Origin of the sequence: Verrucomicrobium spinosum DSM 4136 = JCM 18804 (assembly GCF_000172155.1) — a bacterium.
Lineage (GTDB): Bacteria > Verrucomicrobiota > Verrucomicrobiia > Verrucomicrobiales > Verrucomicrobiaceae > Verrucomicrobium > Verrucomicrobium spinosum.
In genome coordinates this window covers 863,849-880,989 of sequence record NZ_ABIZ01000001.1, presented here as the reverse complement: position 1 = coordinate 880,989, position 17,141 = coordinate 863,849, and the positions used below count along the sequence as shown (strand labels likewise).

15 protein-coding genes and 1 pseudogene are annotated in these 17,141 nt (G+C 60.6%); 5 read left to right on the top strand and 11 right to left on the bottom strand.

The genetic code is table 11. The features are described 5' to 3' along the window. Nucleotides 1-113: 113 nt before the first annotated feature. Nucleotides 114-602: pseudogene (gene msrB, locus VSP_RS43735) on the bottom strand (peptide-methionine (R)-S-oxide reductase MsrB); the annotation flags it as partial. A gap of 370 nt (nt 603-972) precedes the next feature. Between msrB and VSP_RS03340 the strand changes: the two are divergent. From VSP_RS03340 to VSP_RS03330, 3 genes are all read left to right on the top strand, one after another. After that, the gene (locus VSP_RS03340; RefSeq protein WP_009958740.1) at nt 973-1,620 is read left to right on the top strand and encodes a metalloprotease; all 648 of its coding nucleotides are present in this window, start codon (nt 973-975) and stop codon (nt 1,618-1,620) included. 39 nt (nt 1,621-1,659) lie between these two features. Beyond that, on the top strand, nt 1,660-2,988 hold the full coding sequence (locus VSP_RS03335; protein WP_009958738.1) for a dipeptidase: 1,329 nt from the start codon (nt 1,660-1,662) through the stop codon (nt 2,986-2,988). 94 nt (nt 2,989-3,082) lie between these two features. After that, complete coding sequence (locus tag VSP_RS03330; protein ID WP_157210713.1) at nt 3,083-3,655, top strand: hypothetical protein; 573 nt, start codon at nt 3,083-3,085, stop codon at nt 3,653-3,655. 93 nt (nt 3,656-3,748) lie between these two features. Here VSP_RS03330 and VSP_RS03325 read toward each other — a convergent pair whose 3' ends face one another. The 4 genes from VSP_RS03325 to VSP_RS33675 all read right to left on the bottom strand — a co-directional run bounded on the left by VSP_RS03325 (nt 3,749) and on the right by VSP_RS33675 (nt 7,636). After that, entirely contained in the window at nt 3,749-4,165 is a 417-nt protein-coding gene (locus tag VSP_RS03325; protein WP_009958735.1) for a DoxX family protein, read from the bottom strand. Nucleotides 4,166-4,268: 103 nt separating this feature from the next. Continuing rightward, the gene (locus VSP_RS03320; protein ID WP_009958734.1) at nt 4,269-4,811 is read right to left on the bottom strand and encodes an NADPH-dependent FMN reductase; all 543 of its coding nucleotides are present in this window, start codon (nt 4,809-4,811) and stop codon (nt 4,269-4,271) included. 761 nt (nt 4,812-5,572) lie between these two features. Further along, nucleotides 5,573-6,700, bottom strand: coding sequence for a hypothetical protein (locus tag VSP_RS03315; protein WP_009958733.1), 1,128 nt, complete (start codon nt 6,698-6,700; stop codon nt 5,573-5,575). Nucleotides 6,701-6,712: 12 nt separating this feature from the next. Beyond that, nucleotides 6,713-7,636 (bottom strand): DUF2167 domain-containing protein, encoded by a 924-nt coding sequence (locus VSP_RS33675; protein WP_009958731.1) that lies wholly within the window; start codon nt 7,634-7,636, stop codon nt 6,713-6,715. A gap of 194 nt (nt 7,637-7,830) precedes the next feature. Between VSP_RS33675 and VSP_RS03305 the strand changes: the two genes are divergently transcribed. Next, nucleotides 7,831-9,741, top strand: coding sequence for a hypothetical protein (locus tag VSP_RS03305; RefSeq protein ID WP_009958730.1), 1,911 nt, complete (start codon nt 7,831-7,833; stop codon nt 9,739-9,741). Nucleotides 9,742-10,265: 524 nt separating this feature from the next. Here VSP_RS03305 and VSP_RS03300 read toward each other — a convergent pair. From VSP_RS03300 to VSP_RS03280, 5 genes are all read right to left on the bottom strand, one after another. After that, the gene (locus VSP_RS03300; RefSeq protein WP_009958728.1) at nt 10,266-10,709 is read right to left on the bottom strand and encodes a hypothetical protein; all 444 of its coding nucleotides are present in this window, start codon (nt 10,707-10,709) and stop codon (nt 10,266-10,268) included. Between the two features lie 39 nt (nt 10,710-10,748). Further along, the gene (locus VSP_RS03295) at nt 10,749-11,471 is read right to left on the bottom strand and encodes an SEL1-like repeat protein (protein ID WP_157210711.1); all 723 of its coding nucleotides are present in this window, start codon (nt 11,469-11,471) and stop codon (nt 10,749-10,751) included. Between the two features lie 97 nt (nt 11,472-11,568). Then, entirely contained in the window at nt 11,569-13,230 is a 1,662-nt protein-coding gene (locus VSP_RS03290; protein WP_157210710.1) for a glycoside hydrolase family protein, read from the bottom strand. Between the two features lie 55 nt (nt 13,231-13,285). After that, the gene (locus VSP_RS03285; protein ID WP_009958725.1) at nt 13,286-13,624 is read right to left on the bottom strand and encodes a hypothetical protein; all 339 of its coding nucleotides are present in this window, start codon (nt 13,622-13,624) and stop codon (nt 13,286-13,288) included. 104 nt (nt 13,625-13,728) lie between these two features. Next, nucleotides 13,729-14,466, bottom strand: a complete 738-nt coding sequence (locus tag VSP_RS03280) for a hypothetical protein (RefSeq protein ID WP_009958722.1) — start codon at nt 14,464-14,466, stop codon at nt 13,729-13,731. 191 nt (nt 14,467-14,657) lie between these two features. Between VSP_RS03280 and VSP_RS03275 the strand changes: the two genes are divergently transcribed. After that, entirely contained in the window at nt 14,658-15,113 is a 456-nt protein-coding gene (locus VSP_RS03275; RefSeq protein WP_009958721.1) for a hypothetical protein, read from the top strand. Nucleotides 15,114-15,480: 367 nt separating this feature from the next. On the opposite strand, the gene VSP_RS03270 is transcribed toward VSP_RS03275, so the two are convergent. Beyond that, complete coding sequence (locus VSP_RS03270) at nt 15,481-17,082, bottom strand: protein kinase (RefSeq protein WP_009958719.1); 1,602 nt, start codon at nt 17,080-17,082, stop codon at nt 15,481-15,483. Nucleotides 17,083-17,141: the final 59 nt, after the last annotated feature.

Here is a 17,141-nt window from a genome sequence, read left to right as displayed (position 1 = left end):
TCCTTTACTCCCGCGAGGTCAAGGGGTGGCTTGCTTCCCATCATGCCCAAACACAAAAAAGCCCCGTCATGCGAAAACATGACAGGGCAGAAACGTGGCAGAGGCAGGTGAAACTACTTCTTTTCTTCTTCCTTGGTCTTGGCAGCGGCCGTGGCTTCCGTTTTCGGCTTGGCGTCGTCAAACAGATGGAGCAGCCCACCGTAGCCGGCTTCCTGCATTTTGGCCTTGGGGATGAAGCGCAGGGAGGCGGAGTTGATGCAATAACGAAGGCCGCCTTTGTCCTTGGGGCCATCATTGAAAACGTGGCCCAGGTGCGAGTCCGCGCGATTGGAGCGGACTTCGGTGCGGATCATGCCATGGGAGGTATCAGCGAGTTCCTTGACCTCTTTGTCATTGATCGGTTTGGTGAAGGCGGGCCAGCCGCATCCCGAGTCAAACTTGTCCTTGGAGGAGAAGAGCGGGTCTCCGGAGACGATATCCACATAGATGCCCTCCTCGAAGTGATGGTCATACTCGTTGGTGAATGGGCGTTCCGTGCCGCTCTGCTGGGTGACGGCGAACTGGATGGGGGTGAGCTTCTGCTTGAGCTCTTCCTTGGTAGGAAGAGGGGCCCGGGGTCCAGCAGCGTCAGGTTTGGCAGCAGTTTCGGTCTTCGGTTCTTCCTTTTTCTCGGGTTCAGCTTGGGACATGGTGGCGAGGGAAAGGCCGGCAACCAGGGTCAGGGCGCGGGCGGCGTGAGCGAGGACACTGCCCCGGACGGCGGAGATGGGGTATTGGCGAACAGTGGACATGAGTAGAATACGAAAGGATGGACTGGTTCTGATCGGGATTGCAAGCCGGAGGTTCAAACAAACCGCGCACTGCATCCCTGCTCTACCCTTGTAAGACGAACGAGCGGCGGAATATTCCCAAGGAAAGTTGTCCACCGCCGCAATCTGGTTGCATTCGTAGCCTTCCTTTAGAGGTTCAACTATGATTCGATTTTCCCTATTTGGCTTCCCGATTGCCATCCACTGGATGTTCTGGGTGACAGCAGTGCTTCTGAGCGGCGGAGCGCTGGCCAAGACGCCAGACGACTTCCAGTACTTGATCGCCTTTGTGCTGGCGGCTCTGATCTCCATCATCATCCACGAACTGGGCCATGCCTTCCTCCAGCGCCGCTATGGCGGCAAGGTGCAAATTATGCTCGTGGCGCTGGGCGGACTCGCGATATCGGACCGCGGATTCACCCGGCAGCAGCACATCAAGATCAGCCTGGCAGGACCCGTCATCCAGATCCTCCTGGGTGCCCTTGCATGGAAGCTCCTCCGCATGAGCAGTGGAGACGCGCAGTTTGTGGTCCACTTTCTCAAGGCGTTCACATGGGTCAGCATCGTCTGGGGCGTTTTCAATCTTTTCCCGATCTACCCGATGGACGGCGGCAAGGTGCTGCTGCATTTCCTTGGCCCCCGCATGGAAAAGGTCACCTACATGGTCGGCATCATCGGAGCCGCCGTGCTCGCACTTTGGATGCTGTCCCGTGGCAGCACCTTCAGCACCCTCCTACTCGGCATGATGGCGTACGAAAACTTCCAGCGCTATCGCGGTGACCGCCCCGCGGGCATGCTCTACCCCAACTGATCGCGTCCCGACAGCCCTCCTCCTCCCATTCATTTTCCCATGAGCACTCCCCTCGAAGATCTTTTCACCGTATTGCGCTTCCCCAGCGTCTCCACCGACTCCTCCCGGCGCGACGACACCCGAGCCTGTGCCAACTGGCTGGTGGAAAAGCTGGGCCGCATGGGGCTGAAGACCGAGCTGCATGAAACCTCAGGTCACCCGGTGGTGGTCGCCCAAAACGAACACCGCCCGGATCGCCGAACGGTGCTGATCTACGGGCACTATGATGTGCAGCCAGCAGAACCATTGAGCGAGTGGCGCACCCCGGCGTTTGAACCGACGCTGGTGGGCGACCGCATCCTGTGCCGCGGTGCCGCAGACAACAAGGGCCAGTTCATGGCTCATGTGTGTGGCGTGGAACAGGCCCTGCGGGAGCACGGCGACCTGCCCGTCAACCTGACGTTTCTCATTGAAGGTGAGGAAGAAATCGGCAGCCCCAATCTCAAGCCCTTCCTGCTGGCCAACAAGGAACTGCTCAAATGCGATGTGGTGGCCATCTCCGACACAGGGATGGTGGCGCAGGGCAAAGGCACGTTCACCTACGGCCTGCGGGGCATTGCCTGTGTGGAAGTGACGGTGCGCGGTCCTGGTATTGACCTGCACTCGGGCCTGTTTGGTGGAGCGGTGGCCAACCCGAACATGGCATTGGCGAGGATTCTCTCCACCTTCCACGATCCTGAAGGCAGGGTCTCGGTGGAGGGCTTCTACGACGACGTGCGACCGCTGGCCGACTGGGAACGGGAGTCCTGGGCCACACTGGGAGACTCCGCCGCAGAGACGCAGAAGCTGACCGGCGTACCGGAGCTCTTTGGGGAAGCGGGCTATTCTGACATGGAGCGCCGCTGGGCGCGGCCGACAGCCGAGATTAATGGCATCGGGGGAGGTTATCAGGGCGAAGGCTCGAAGACGGTGATCCCGCGTTCCGCTTTTGCCAAGTTCAGCTTCCGTCTCGTGCCTGACCAGAGTCCGGACGACATCCTGGCCAAGGTGGAAGCCCATCTGCGCAAACACACCCCTCCCGGCGTGAGTCTGGAGATCGAGCTGGGCCACACAGGCCAGCCGTACCTGATGGATCCCTTCTCCCCCTTCGGCAAAGCGGCTCAGAACGCCCTGGAAGCGACTTTCGGAGGCAAACCCGCCCTCATCCGTGAAGGTGGCAGCATTCCGATCGTGCAGGCTTTCCGCGATGTGCTCGGCGTGGACACCCTCCTGCTGGGGCTGGCGCTGCCCGACTGCCAAGCCCATGCTCCGAACGAAAACTACCCGGTGGCGAACTTCGAAGCAGGCATCCGGCTCAACCAGCATCTGCTGCGCGAACTGGCCAAGTGACCGTCTGCGGATGACCACGCAGGTTTTTTGTCACACGGGCCGTGCGTTGCACAAGCAGCGATTGTCCCCCTCGTCACATCATCCTGACTGATCCATGAAAACACTCTCTCTTATTGCGATGGCCGCAGTCGCGGTTCTCTCTGCTTTCCAGCCCGCCCAGGTGCAGGCTGACACCGTGGATGGCAAATCCTCCACCAAAGATCTGGTGTGGGTTGCCCGCTCCACCAGTGATGGCGGCGAACTCTTTGTCTCGTGGGCGCATGGCGGCACCGGTGCCAAGGTGGCCGATCTGGTAGGCCTGGGCGCGCTGAAAGTGCACTTCTCCTCTGATGATCGCTGGCTCTTCGTCACCGATGGGGGCAGCAGCCTGGGGACGACGGTGCGCCTTTTCAAGCGCTCCAAAGGACTGGACTACAAGGAGGTGAAGGAGTTCGACTTCGACTTTGCCGTACAGCGTCTGGCCGCCCAGATCGAGGGTGGCAAGGAGATCAAGGACACCATCCTGGACCGCAGTTACCTGCGCTGCGTGGGCTGGAGCAAGGATGGCCCGCAGGCCTTCCTGGCGATCAGCGGCAAAGGCACGCTCAATGGCAAGCGGTTCGAGGTCGAAGACTTCACGTGTGTGTTTGACCCCGTGGCCCGCGTGTTCTCCGCAGTGAAGAAGTAGCCCGGCAGGACATTCTTTCCCGAAACCCATTCACAAAAAAACGCCGGTGGTCTGCAGCCACCGGCGTTTTTCATTCAAAGAGGATAACGGGTATCAGCGTCCGCCCAGCTTGGAGTCCACCGAGAACTTGCCAGCGCCGGTGAAGAAAAGGGTCACAAATCCGGCGAGGTAGATGAAGGCGAGCTCTCCGCTGCCCGCGCCGGAAAGCGCGGCTCCATGGGCCAAGAAGAAGGCCACGGCCATGGTGACGATCAGGAACACTGCGGCCACGCGGGTAAAGAGTCCCAAGACCAGCAGCACGGAGCAGACCAGTTCTGCAAAGAGGGCCAGCATGAGCTCAGGTTTGGCCCCCAGGCCGATCATGGATTTGAACTGGGACAGGATGCCGTCAAAGTTCTTGGCTTTGACGAGGCCGTGAAGCACTCCCATGGAGAGACCCAGCCAGACTCGGAGGACCAGGAGGCCAAGATCTGTGCTGCGGGGAATGAAGTTGAGCTGAAGGAATTTCATAGGTGGGAGTGCTTACGTTCGAGGGTAGCGGGTTGGCGCTCCATTAACAGCCCTTTGTTCCAAAAATTTTGCCCGGCTTTGCAGGCTCGCAGATCTGGGGCTCTCAGGCTTTGAGCTTCTTGACGAAGTCCAGGAACCCCTGCACCTGGGACTTGAGGCGGCCGACCACATCGGGATCAATGACCGTGCCATCATCGCCGAGCAACGAGTTCACGCCGGGCATGAAGACCCGTTCCGGAAACACGAAGGCATTGCGGTAGCCAAAGATGGCCTGGAGCTGCTCCACCGGACGCAGGGCACCCCACATGCCAGCCCCGAGGCCGGTGAAGGCCACAGGACGGTGCTCGAAGCTCTCAGGGAACTTCAGCATGTCGATGAAATACTTCAGCACGCCCGGAACACTGCCATTGTACTCCGGCGTCACCACGTGGAGGCCGTCACTGGCCAGAACCGCGTCGCTGAACCGCGAGAAGGAGGCCGGCTTGCTGGCGTAGGAGGAAGGATGAAAAATCTCCGGGGGAAGGTCGGCCAGATCGAGAATGTCCACCGGCTGGCCCAGATCAGCGTAGAGGCGGGCGATGTGGCTGACGACTTTGCGGGTGTTGCTGCCGGGGCGGTTCGTGCCGCTTACAAGAGTGATTTTCATAAGGCGAAGACGGAAAGGGTGACTTGGGCGGAGTTCGCACAGAAGGTTCCAGTTGTCGTCGGGTTTCCCCTGCCAAGGTGGAAAGGGAAGGCGGATCAAGGGTGCCTGAATCTGTCGAAACTTGCAGACGCTTCAGCCAGTGCCTGGGAAACTCGGGGAGCGCACGCATCCTGCATGCTGTTTGCGTCATCTTGCCGCGAACGTCAGTCATCGCATGACCTCAGGTCCAACCGACGTGGAGGTGTTGATAGCGGTGGGGAGAAAGCAGATGCTGTCAGCCGGCCCACCTGATCCTCCTCCGCGGTGGCACCCAACGTTGACTCGCTTAGGGCTCGTCCAACGTTGGGCTGAGTTAGAGATCCCCGCTGGGGATCAGCTTCGATCTGGGGCGGCCGCCAAGGAACCATCTTCTGCTCAGCCCGAAGCCAATCCCTGAAAGGGATTTCTAGCACAGCCCAGTGGTTGTACGAGCCTCAAGCGAGTCAACCCTGGGTACCTCCGCGTAGGACGATCAGGTGGGAAAGCCGACGGCATCCGCTTTCTCCCCACCGCCATCAACACCTCCACGTCAGTCCCCCAGGTTCCTTGGCAGGCACTAACTTCCCCATATGCGATGTCTACCTCGCCGAGAGCGACCGCGTGCCCAAGGGGTGCCACATGGCCGCGAGGCTGTGGGTTGAAGAGACCTCTGGATAACACCTTTGCTTCCCGATGAGGATGCGGATTTCTCTCTTCGACATGGGATTCTCCACTTGCCCCCCTTACACCGCCACCGCCGTTTCAGGCTCGGCTTCCCGTTTTACAAGGGGCATGCCACCGCAGTCGTGGCAAGTCTCTGCCTTGTCGCCATAGGTGGCGAGGCAGCGCGGGCAGTGCTTGCTGGCACCTTCAGGCAGAGCAGGCGGAGTTTCCAACCGAGACACACCCAAGTTCACTTTGGCAAAGAACAACCGCAACGCCTGCACCTCAGGCCCATCCCACGGACGTTCCGAAATACTGCCCACAGGCCACCGGGCAAGTCGCCAGGCCTGGGCGGCCAGTTTCTCCGCCGCCTCCCGCTGGCCAAATGTGAAGGCCGCCAGCAGCGGATGGATCTCAGGGCTCTTCATCAGACAGACCCAATCTGCCGAGCGGATGGAGGAAGGCGGATAAAAGGCGGCCCCAAGAATGTGGCTCCACCGCCCGTATTTCAGGCGGGGATCACGACGGGAGATCCACCACAGCGTCACTGCCTGACAGAGCATCACGAAGTACAGGGATCCGATCGCGACCAGAGTGGGGAGCGTATCGCCGAACCGCCAGTAGGTGTAGGGCAAGATTCCCAAAGCCCATAGGACCAGCAACGTGCCATTCCACCGGAGGCTACGGGTGGCGCGTGCCACCTCCACCCCGGCATCCCGCAACAGTTGCTCCTCCAACAAGGTCGCTGCCTTGGCAAGGAACTGGGACTCGCGATCCTCTTGGGGCAGGGGCTTCCAGCTCTGGATCAGTCGGGCCCACTCGGCGGCCTGCCAGCCGTGAACACATCTCACGGCCCGACCGGGGGCAACACGCAGAGTGGCCTCTTCAGCAGAGGCGTTCACCTCCGACCACGGGATGTGGCTGGCGGAGCCATTCACCTCATCCCAGAGACACAAGCCTTGGGCATGGGGCACCGCAGGCCAGGCTGCCGTCACCAGGTGAGCCCCGACTGGTGGCAGTGGCGGGAGCAGGGCGAAGGCCCCACCCCGTGTGCGAAACAGTTCCAAGGGGGCGATGCGACTCCATGCCCCGGGCTCCGTGGCTCGCCCAAACAATTTCCAGACGATGGCCCGGCCGGGAACCCAGCGCAGGCACTCGTACAGATAGAGCAGGGCGAAGATGAGGAGGAGGAACTGTCCGTCCGTCATGCAGATGACCCCTTACCGGTACTGGGAGTTGTCCCGGCCACCGAAGAGTTTCTTGATGCCCACGAACAATGCCAAGACACCCGCGATGATGAACTTGTAGAACTTGGCAAACACCACACCCAGCTTGGCAAAGAGACCTGCCTTGCCAGCGGCAAAGGCTGCACCGCCGGCCACGAGGCCCACGAGGCCGTAGGTGGCCACCTTGTCCCCCTGGCGGAATTCCGCATAGGTCTCACCCTGGTTGAACTTGAACCCGGTCAATACCTTTTGGTAGTCGGGCTGGACAGCTTCCAGCTCCTCAGGATTGCAGAGCAGGGTGGCTTGCATCACGCCCTTGCGGCCCAGCAGCTTGGTGTTGTGGTTGACCTGCTCGCCCGGGGTGCCTTCGAAGTTGAAGCGGATGGCCCACTCCAGGTTGTTGGTGTCAGGATTGTACCGGGGAGGAAGGGTGAAGCCCAAGGTGTGCTGTGCGGAGAGCCCTGCCTCCTTGCGGGCCTCATTCACCGCAGGCTCGTTGTCCTTGAACATCTTCATCATCTTGTCCGCATTGAGCTCGTCTTTGTCGTCGTCTTTCACATAGCCGACGTCATCAAACTCGAACACCACGGACCAGCCCTTCTCACGATTCATGAGCAGGCCGTCTTCATTGCCACCAATGAGGTTGCCCCACTGTTTGAGAAGCTTCTTCGTGCCGGAGGGCCCAAAGAAAATGTAGCCTTCCGGAATCTGCACTTCGGCGCGGGATCCGATCTTGCCGGTCCCTTCAAACTGGGCCCCCAGTTCCTTGAGCATGGCCGCCTCTTTCTTGGCCTCCTCCTCTGCCGAAGGTTCCGCCTCGGCGGCAATGGGAGCAGGTGCCGGGGTCTGGGCCGGGACAAAAGCGGGAGCGAAGGCCAGACCGAAGGCAACCGCGAACGCAGCGAAAGAAGATTTCATAGTGAGATATAAGGGACGTCCTGATGCAACAGGATGTCATGAGGGCCGTCAAGGGAGTTCGCGTATCGCTTTCGCAGCTCTTATGGAAGTGAGGCCCCTGCCGAGGGAATTAAAGAACATTCATACGACGCAATCCCAGCAGGCGCAAGATTCCATGATTGTCTCCCGGAAATTGTCTGTCGGAAACACCCGCCATGATCGAGAACCTGAAAGCACTCCGCCGCCACACGCCCGTTGCGGTGCTGACGGCCTTGATCCTGGGAGACGTGGCCCTGCTCCTCTGGGGACCGCGACCAGCAGAGCATCAGGCTGCCATCGCCACCGCGCTTGCAGCCGGGGACAAGCCGGACTGGTGGCACGATGCGGCCATGGGCATACACTATGGAGCCTGGATCGGGCTGGCTGGGTGGATGCTGCTGGCGGTGACCCACAAGATATGGGCACGAGGTTGGGATAAAGCACCTCCGGGGCAGCCGTCCGCCCGCCCGATATCCAGCCCCCGGTGGTTCTGGCCGCTGGTGCTGATGGCGATCGTGGTAGGGTTGGGGCTGCGGTTGCCCATGGCAAGCCGGAGCCTCTGGTGGGATGAAGCCTGGGCCATACAACAGGCATCTCATGGCAAATGGAAGGAAGATCCCAAGAAGCCAGACGGGCTCCGCTTTCTTCCTCATGACTGGAAACGATGCGCCTTCTACTACCAGAAGCCGACGAATCATGTCCCGCTGTCTCTGGCACAAAAAATCTGCCTGACTGTCTGGCAGAAAATCACAAAAGCAAAGCGTGAGTCCTTCAACGATCTGGTGGCCCGGGTGCCTGCACTCCTCGCTGCGGCCGCGGCAATCTCGCTGATAGCCTGCCTGATGCGAGCATGGGGACACCCGGGGGCCGGCATCGCGGCCGCGCTGGCGCTGGCGGTGCATCCGTGGGCCATCCGCTATGGCGTGGACACGCGCGCCTACTCCCTGATCCTGCCGCTCTGCCCGGCGGCCATGCTGGCGGCGACGGCGGTCGTCCGGAGTCGAGGGCGGGGCATTGGTGGGCTGGTGGCGCTGGGTGGCGTGGAGTTTCTCTGGCTCTGGGCCTTCCCCAATGCCCTAGTTGATGTTGCGGCACTGAATCTGGTCACGCTCATCTTCCTCCTCCGAGTTCAGGAAACCGCCCGAGACCGGTGGACTGCCTGGTGGAGGCTGCTGGCCACGAATTTGTTTGCGGCACTGCTGCTGACCCAGGTCTTCCTGCCCAACGTCCTACAGGCCCGGCGCTGGGCGGGGGCGGAGAAGGACCATCACGTGCTGACCGGCCAGCTTCTGGATCAAACCGCCTCCAACCTGCTCTCGGGACTGGACCACTACATCCCCTCACAACTGGTGGAGGCGACCGGCATTCCCGCCCTCAGCGCCCACGGGCTGACCGCCGGCGTTCTGGCTCTGGTGATCGCTGGCAGCGTGCTCTATGGAGCCTGGAGGGCTCAGGTTCGAGACCATCACCTCCGCTGGACGCTGCCGGTCACGTTCCTGGTCTCCTCAAGCGTGTTCGCCGCGCTGACCCAACTGGCGGACAGCTACTTCTATCCGCGCTTCATCATTGCCGCCCTGCCCTGCCTGATCCTGGTCACGGTGCAGGCGATGTCCGACCTGAGCACCTGGCTGGGGAAAAGTGCCGGCAAAACACTGGGCATCACGCCCGCCCTCGCCGTGGCGGCGCTCTACGGATGGGTGGTGTCTCCCGGCTGGCAGCTTCTGCTCACCCACCCCATTGAGCCTTTGCATGATGTGGCGACATTCATCCAAAAGAATGCCCGGGGTCTCAAACCCGCGCCCGTCATTGTCTGCTACGGTCTCGGGAAAGAGGCCATGCCGCTCTACGAACCTCACTGCCTGCCGGCGGGCTCCGGTGCAGAACTTGCTGCCATTGTGGCCAAGGCCGAGAAGGAGAAGCGCCCGCTCTATGCGATCTACGGTTACGCCAACTTCAATCGCACCGTGTTGCCTGAGGGCTTCAAACAACTGGACGACAAGTCACTCTTCACAGAGGTCGCCGCATTCCCCGGCATCGAGCCGGACTTCTATTTCCGGGTGCTGAAGCGCGTGGATGTTCCCCGGTGAAAGGTGGCGGAAGCTCTATCGGATTTTGATCGTGGTTGGGAAACAACACCTGGTGACGAAGTCGCGGTGGAGTGCGTGCGTGAAGCGCTGCTTTCGCGCCCCCATGTGGGTTCAATGAAAGAATGACATCAACAGCGAGGCGACATCGTGCCGTGGGGGGGGGCGGTCAGCTGTGCTGCACAGTCCTGCATGCGCAGGGTCGCCAAGTTTACGGGGTTACCCCACCCGAGCCCGCGACGATGATCCCGTGTTTCGGCGGAAGCCCACGCCAACGGCGTGATACAAAACAGCCCAGGGTCAGACCGCAAAGCGGTCGCCACCCTGGGTTTCGATGCGATAGTGCGGGAACTCCCCTGTACCCACAGTGGCGGCTCGTTCCTGGGCTACTCTGTTTGACGCCCTTGGCGTCAGCGCACACTCGCGTGTGACAAAGGTGAGTCCCTTAACTCCTGACGCGCATGCGTATGCGGGACCAGACTGCGTCCATCAAACGAGGATTGGACTGGAGTTCCGCTCATCATGACTCACTCCGCCTCCTTCACCGCATCAAGCAGGTGTTTGGACAACACCTCATCCGCATTCACCATGAGGGAATGAGTCGTCGTCGGGGGCACGCGCGAAGCATCCTGACCGGTGAAATCCAGCCCCAACAAACGGCCATCACTCCAGACCACGACGCCGAGCCGACGGTCTCCAACTTGCACGAAACGATTCGAGGAAACATACCCCAGCCTCCTGGTCTTCGCACCGGCGATGTATTTCTGCAAATGAGACACGCCCCGGCTGTCGAGCTTGCCCACTTTCTGCACCTTGGGATTGGAAAGCGTCGCGTCGGGTGTTTTCTCGTACACCGTCACCTCTTTAGCCGTTTCCAAGGAAAGCTGAGGCTTGGGGACGGCGCAACTCACCAACGCGAATCCAGTGAGGGTGCAGACAAGCCCGTACAGTATGGGTTTAATGCAAGTCATTGGAGTGAGATTCCTGGTGCATTGCACTTCGCGTCGCATCTACCTTCCCTCCGTCTTGCGAGGTGCCAGCCTCACCGGAAGCGCCGCTGTGGACGCCGCGACGGTGAGGCGGAGGTGAATGAAGAAGAAGGGGCGGAATTGCTCCTTCTGGCCGCGGCCAATCTTCTCCCCCACCCAAATGGAGACCTCCGAACCTTTGGGCAGGACACCTGATTCATAAACTTGAGTGCAAAGATCCGCCACCAACGGCTTCTCAGGACGCAGGAAAACCCCGCTTCCCAGGGCCAGAGCATTGCGCAGTTCCGCCTCGGTAAGGGGCGGCTCAGAGGTCGCCGTAAGCTCCGCACGATAGCGCTGGTTAAAACGGTTTGCGGCCTCCGCCAGGGTGACGGGTTCTGTCAACACCCAGGGCTCAAGGTTCCCCATCGGCGCAGACTGATGCTCATCCCCCCGGAGCCATGCGTCAGCCTCCCGCACTCCGTTCGCCTTGGCCTTTTCGAACCACTTGACGGCCTCCTTCCGCGATCCCGTGGAAAGCTGGTAGTAGTAGCCCAACCGCATCGCCGCCCCACCGTTGCCAGAATCCGCCAGACGAGCAAGGCTTTGCACCTCCGCTGCGGAGAGATTGTACTCCTCCGCCGGAGCGGGTTTGGAGAGGTCATTCCTTCCGCACGAACCTGCAAACAAAAGCCCTGCGGCTGCCGAACAGAGAGCCAGCATCCGAATCCTGCCCAAATATCGTGGGGAAGCGTTTTGTGACATGACAGGACAATGATAGCCCATCCGTGCCGCAGGTCACTTTAATGCATTGGAAGCAATAAATTTTGCGAGCTCCACCCATGAGGGCATCCGCAGAATCTCACGGAAGTGACAGATCCAGCCCCAGGAGTTCCAGCGCCGTGTCAGGGGGGCAGGTAATGACCACCTCATTGAGGCCCGGGCGCAAGGCGGATACCGGCACGTTCCATGCGAGCCATTCGCCAGCCTGGCCGTGCATCTGGGTGTAAACGGTCGGGTAGGGTTCTCCCACATCAGGAGTGGCCGGCAGAAGCTGTCCGTTGATGCGGGCCTGCCAGATTCCTCCTTCAGGGCATGAGGATCGCGCCTGGAGCCGCATCTTCCCTTCCCGCCTCCAGCCTTGCGCCGGAGGGGCAAGATCGAGGACATAACGCAATGACTCCCCTCCCTTCACCCGGCGGGGAAACGGGTACGCGCGCCGCGGATCGTTGCGGTACATCAAGCCCACAAAGTAGTGCTGGGGCAGCGAGGCCATGGCCTCCGGCCTGCGCAGCACCTGAAGCAGCTCAAAGGGAGGCTCCGTGTACGGACCATCTCCCGCCGTCTGCCCAGGATCACGATAATCCCGGTAGTACTGGAAGTTGAAAAGCGAAAGCCCGTCTGCCCCGCGGGAATACGCGAGATGCGCGGTGGTGGTGGCAATCTCCGTAGTCGTGCGTCGGTGTGAGCGGTTCCGCGTGTCGCCATTGAAGGAGACGACATGGGTGAGTTCTAGGTAAATTGCAGCCCCGGGCACCAGGCGGCGGATCTCTGGCAGCGAAGTCGTCTGCTCCACGTGATAGGAGGCAGAGAGATTGAACATATCCACCCCGGCAGCAGCAAACGCCTGCACATCGATCCCCTGGGCATCATGGGCCGACAGCTGCCCGGGGATGCGCACGCTCAACCAGCGTCGGCGGCCGGCGCGGGCGTGATCGTCCAGAGTCCGCCGGACTCGTCCCATGAATTCTGTCATGATCTGGCGGCGCTGTTCTCGGGTGGTCTCCCCCGCCCGGAAATACGCGGCCGCGCGGTAGAAGTCGAGCTCGATGCCATCCAGGTCGTAGTTCCGAGAGAGTTCCTCGATGAAACGAAACTTAAACTCCCGCACCTCGGGAATGGTCCAGTTCTGGACGTGCCGGGCCCAGCTGATCTGGGTCTCGCGCGACTGTTCCCCCAGGCGGTATTGCGGATGATCGGAATAGAACTGCGGCACACTCGCAATGTGGCTGTTGCCTGGAGCATCCGCCGATTCCTTGTGATGCACATCGTTGAGTCGAAAGCTCACCAGACAGGCGGCTCCACGGGCGTGGCAGCGGTCCACCGTGAGCTTCAGGAAATCACCACCCCGGAGGACGTAGCTTGTGAAGCTGGTCGAGGCCTTGGGAAGGTTGAAACGTCTCTTGAACCATTCGCAATGCTCCGCCAGCGGCAGCACTTGGCTGGGCCACCACGGCACCCAGCCCAAACCGGGGGCGATGAGGAAGGCATCGGCACCCGCGTCCACGGCTTCATCCACCGTTTTTTCAAACATGAAGTCCGCAAGCGGCTCCTTGTTGGGACGCCAGGAACTGGTGCAGGTGAGAATGTGCGTGGTGTCGCTGTTGTAGAGCAGCTTGAAGGGGGCCTTGGCCCCCGGGGCAATCTCGGCCCCATGCGCACGTGGGGCCAGCCATCCGGCCACGCTGCCAGACGCGCCGGCAGCCAGCACCCGTCGCCTCGACCATGAAGATCTCTTTCCCATCTGCACTAGACGCCGGGCCGCGCCGTGATGTTGCGCAGGTAGGGGACAGACCACGTCAGAGCAGCCGGCGGGCATTGCGCAGACCGTCCGCCGTGACCACGCTGGTGCGGGAAGCCACCAGGAAATCCAGATGGTTTTGCCACTGGGTGGGGCGGAGAGCAGCCACCCCGCAGCCGGGCAGGGTGAAGGCGCAGTCGGCAATTTCCCAGCCAAACTCGGAGTGCCGGTTGCGATAGGCCAGACGGTGAATCCAGGCCCCATGCTCGTCCTTGCGCCAGACTGAGGGATCATTTCCCGCCACGGTGCGGGCGAACTGCCAAACCCGCTCTACGACCTCGCGGTCATATCCCCGTTCGGGCTCCAGGGTGGATTGTTCTTCGACGAGGAGAAACACGGCTGGCAAATTTCAAGATTCCATCTCACTTCAAACCCGGCCACCACCACGGGCAGTGGTCTCAACATGTCTTGAGACCACTCCCGATGGTAAAGTACTCAAGCTCAGGCGAGATTCCAGAACTTCTCCCAGTCGGCGGGCGTTTCTGGAGTTTCAATGCCATGCTCAATGCGGCCTTCGTTTTCCGGCAGGAAGACGGTGCTGGTGCCATAGACCATGATGAGATCCTGGGAGCTGGCACTGCGAATGGCATGGGCCACGCCGGCCGGGATGACCACACCCACGTTGCTTTCACCGCGGAGGTCATCGCCTTCGATGATGAAACGCATCTTCTTGCGCGGCATGCCCGCGCGTTCATCGATGAGGAACATCTCGCAGATGCCCTGGATGAAGAACATCACATCCCACTGTTCCTTGTCGTAGGGACGGAGCGCGTAGTTCGTGGGCTCTTCCACAAAGAGGCGCTTGAACCATGCCTCAGGCGTGGCGTCCGCCGGAATCGCAGGGGGATGAATGTGGAATCCCTTGCTGGTGCCGGAGTACATTTTGGCAGTGGCCCACTGCTTGGGCCAGAGACCGATCTTGCCCAAGAGAGCCTCCCCTTCGCGGGCGAACTCGGAGAAATAGCCGCGGTAACGCTGGTGAAACACGCGACGATGAAACACCTCCACCCCGGGAATGCCGACCTCAGCCGGAATGCCGCCCACCAGTTCCCGTGCATCCACACGGCCAGTCTGTTGCAAGCGCTCCCCCAAGGAGCCGCCGGAATAGTCACGAGTTTGCAGGGCGGCACGGGCCACATCGCTGAGACCGCGCCAAAGATCAGGGGAGGATTCTGCCATAGAAGAGGGAATGATTGATCGAACGAATGACAACAGTGCGCGAGGGGATTGCACCCCTCCCGGAACCGTCATCATTGGAGGGAGGAGGGCGTTTGGCAACCCCCATTCGAATGCCCACTGGCAAGATGCGAACTCATTTTGCTTGTTCAACAGCGCCGGAAGGCCACTGTGGCGCGCCAACATCTCTCTCTATGAAAACACTAGCCGTTCTGCTGCTTGCCCTGCTCGTGGGCGCCACCACTCCCACCCGCGCTCAAGACCCGAATGCCGAGAATCCAGTAATGCACTCGTTTGGAGCCATCGGTGCCCAGGCGGTTTTCTGCAACTACATGGCCATCGCGGAACTCGCGGACCTTCATGGCAAGCAGGTCTATGAGAAGACCAAGGTGGTGCAGCTGGCCAACATGTATGCAGGCCTGACGACTGCGGCAAAAGAGAGCCTGAGCGACCTGGTGGACAGCGGCAAGCTGAACTCTGGCGACGACGCAGCGGTGAAGGAAATGATCATCATCAATGATCTCCTGATCAGCACCGCCAAAGGGATTATCACCTATGTGGAGACCCCGTCCCCAGAAACCCAGGCGGCCTATGAGAAGAACCGCCAAAAGTCCTGGAAGGCAATCTCCAAGTTCCTGGGCATCGAGTAGGGACGGCCAAGACATCCGGGCTGCTGCGAATCAGACCGCCGCAACTCGCAAACATCCTGACGCCACGGGCGTCAGGCAAAATAGAGCCCAGGGTCAGGCGAGGCACGATCCGCGACCCTGGGCAAAACGACAGGTGGACCAGAACTCCGAAGCGAGTTCTATAAACCGTGACAGTATCCCTGAAGGTGCCACCGCATGCAGGATGATCGCATCCAGCTGATCTGGACGGTTTGTTGAACTCCCTTGGAGTTCCAGTGCCCCCCCCTCGATACCCGGGGTGGCGACCGCTTCGCGATCTGACCCCGGGCGTCTATTTTGTATCACGCCGCTGGCGTGGGATTTCCGCCAAAGAAACAAGTGATTACCTTCAGGGTTTGGCCGTGCGATTGTAGGCTACGAAGTCCACGCCGCCCTGTTCGTTACGGATGAAGGTGAGCGTCTCGCGGACATCGCCGTTTTCATACTCGCCGTCTCCCTGCAGGATGAAGGTCATGATACCGCCTTTGACGCCAAAGTCGGTGGCCTTCTTGTCTGGCACAAACTTCTTGAGCTTGCCGAAGACCTGGTTTGATTTTTCCAGTTTCTTGATGAACTCGGGGCGGGAGATGGACTCGAAGGTGCGGTCGCTCATAAGCGCGACGCCTTCGGCAAGCCGGCCGGCTTCCATGTGATCCACAAATTTCTCTGCCACTGCGACGCACTTGTCGAGATCGACTTTGATCGCTTTCGCGAGCTCGGCATCGCTCATGGCGGATTTCTCATTTTTCTTCGTCATCGGCTCACCGGCGACAGCTCCGGCACTGGCTGCCAGCAGCGCTTCGGCTTCCCCGCCGAGCTTTTTGATCTCTGCGATCCATGAGTCGTAGTTCTTGTCCTGCTCCGCCTTGAACTTCTTCTGGGTGTCAAACGGAGGCTTGTTACGCAGCACAAACTGCGCACTGGCCACACCCGCGGAGGTCTTGCGGTAGTTCCAGAGGTTGAACTCCACATCTCCGTCGGTCACGAGGATGAAGAGAATGGTGGCCGTGTCCGGCTCCATCTCGATCTCGTTCACGAAGCTGCTGGGGTGCTGCTTCTGCACCTGTTCCAGCGTGGCGCGCGCCAGGGTGGTGGCATCTGCGCCTTTCACATTCTGCATGCGCAGCCCCACCAATTTGCGATAGCTGGCCCAGTCTTCACCTGGCTGTAGGTACTCACGCAATTCACTGGTGGCCTGACCGGGCGCGCTCTTGTTTTCCATGAGCTGATAGGTCTGACCTCCGAACACGACAGAACGCCCATCCGAGGCGGGTGCCTTTGCCATCGGTTCGGCCCCATCCCCCGGCAGGCTCCAAGTCTCCTTGCCGGGCGAGGTCATCTGGGTGGTCCCCCATACGCCAGCGATGTCGTCCCCTTTGGGAGCATAGGCTGCCACGCCGAAATACTTCTTCACGTCCCCCGAGGCAGCCACGAGCACGTCCCCATGCCGGACGCCGATGCCCTCATAACGCCCCGCCTGGAGGTCCCACACCACCTTGTACAAGCCTCCTTTGCCTTGGGTGAAAGTCACATTGCCCGCCGTGCCATCGGTGAAGTTGCACGTGCCTTTGAAGTCGCTGCCAGTCAGCGTGTAGTTCCCAGCTTCGCCGGGCTTGGCCGAGGTGATCCACGTGGCATGGATGCTCTTTCCTTTAAGCTCATACACAGCCATCGCGTAGAGGGCCTCTCCGCCATAGGCGGCACCGATGGCCTTGTCGGTACGAATGACGATACCATCGGTAACTTCCTTGTTGGTGCCCGTCACCCAGCGGATTGTTCCTGAGGACGTGCCCGCTTTGGTGAGCTCCACCGTGCCTGAGTAGCCACTCTCCCCGCCTGGATTCTGTCCGGCAACCTGGAACTTGAGGACCTCCTGCGCAATGGCAGGGGACGTTATGCCAGCCAGACAAAGGGCCAGCCCAATCAACACTCGGCGAAGCTTGGGGAGCATGGCATCATATATCCTCCGACACGCGGTGGCTGGTCAACTGGAGTTTCTCCATTTCTGGT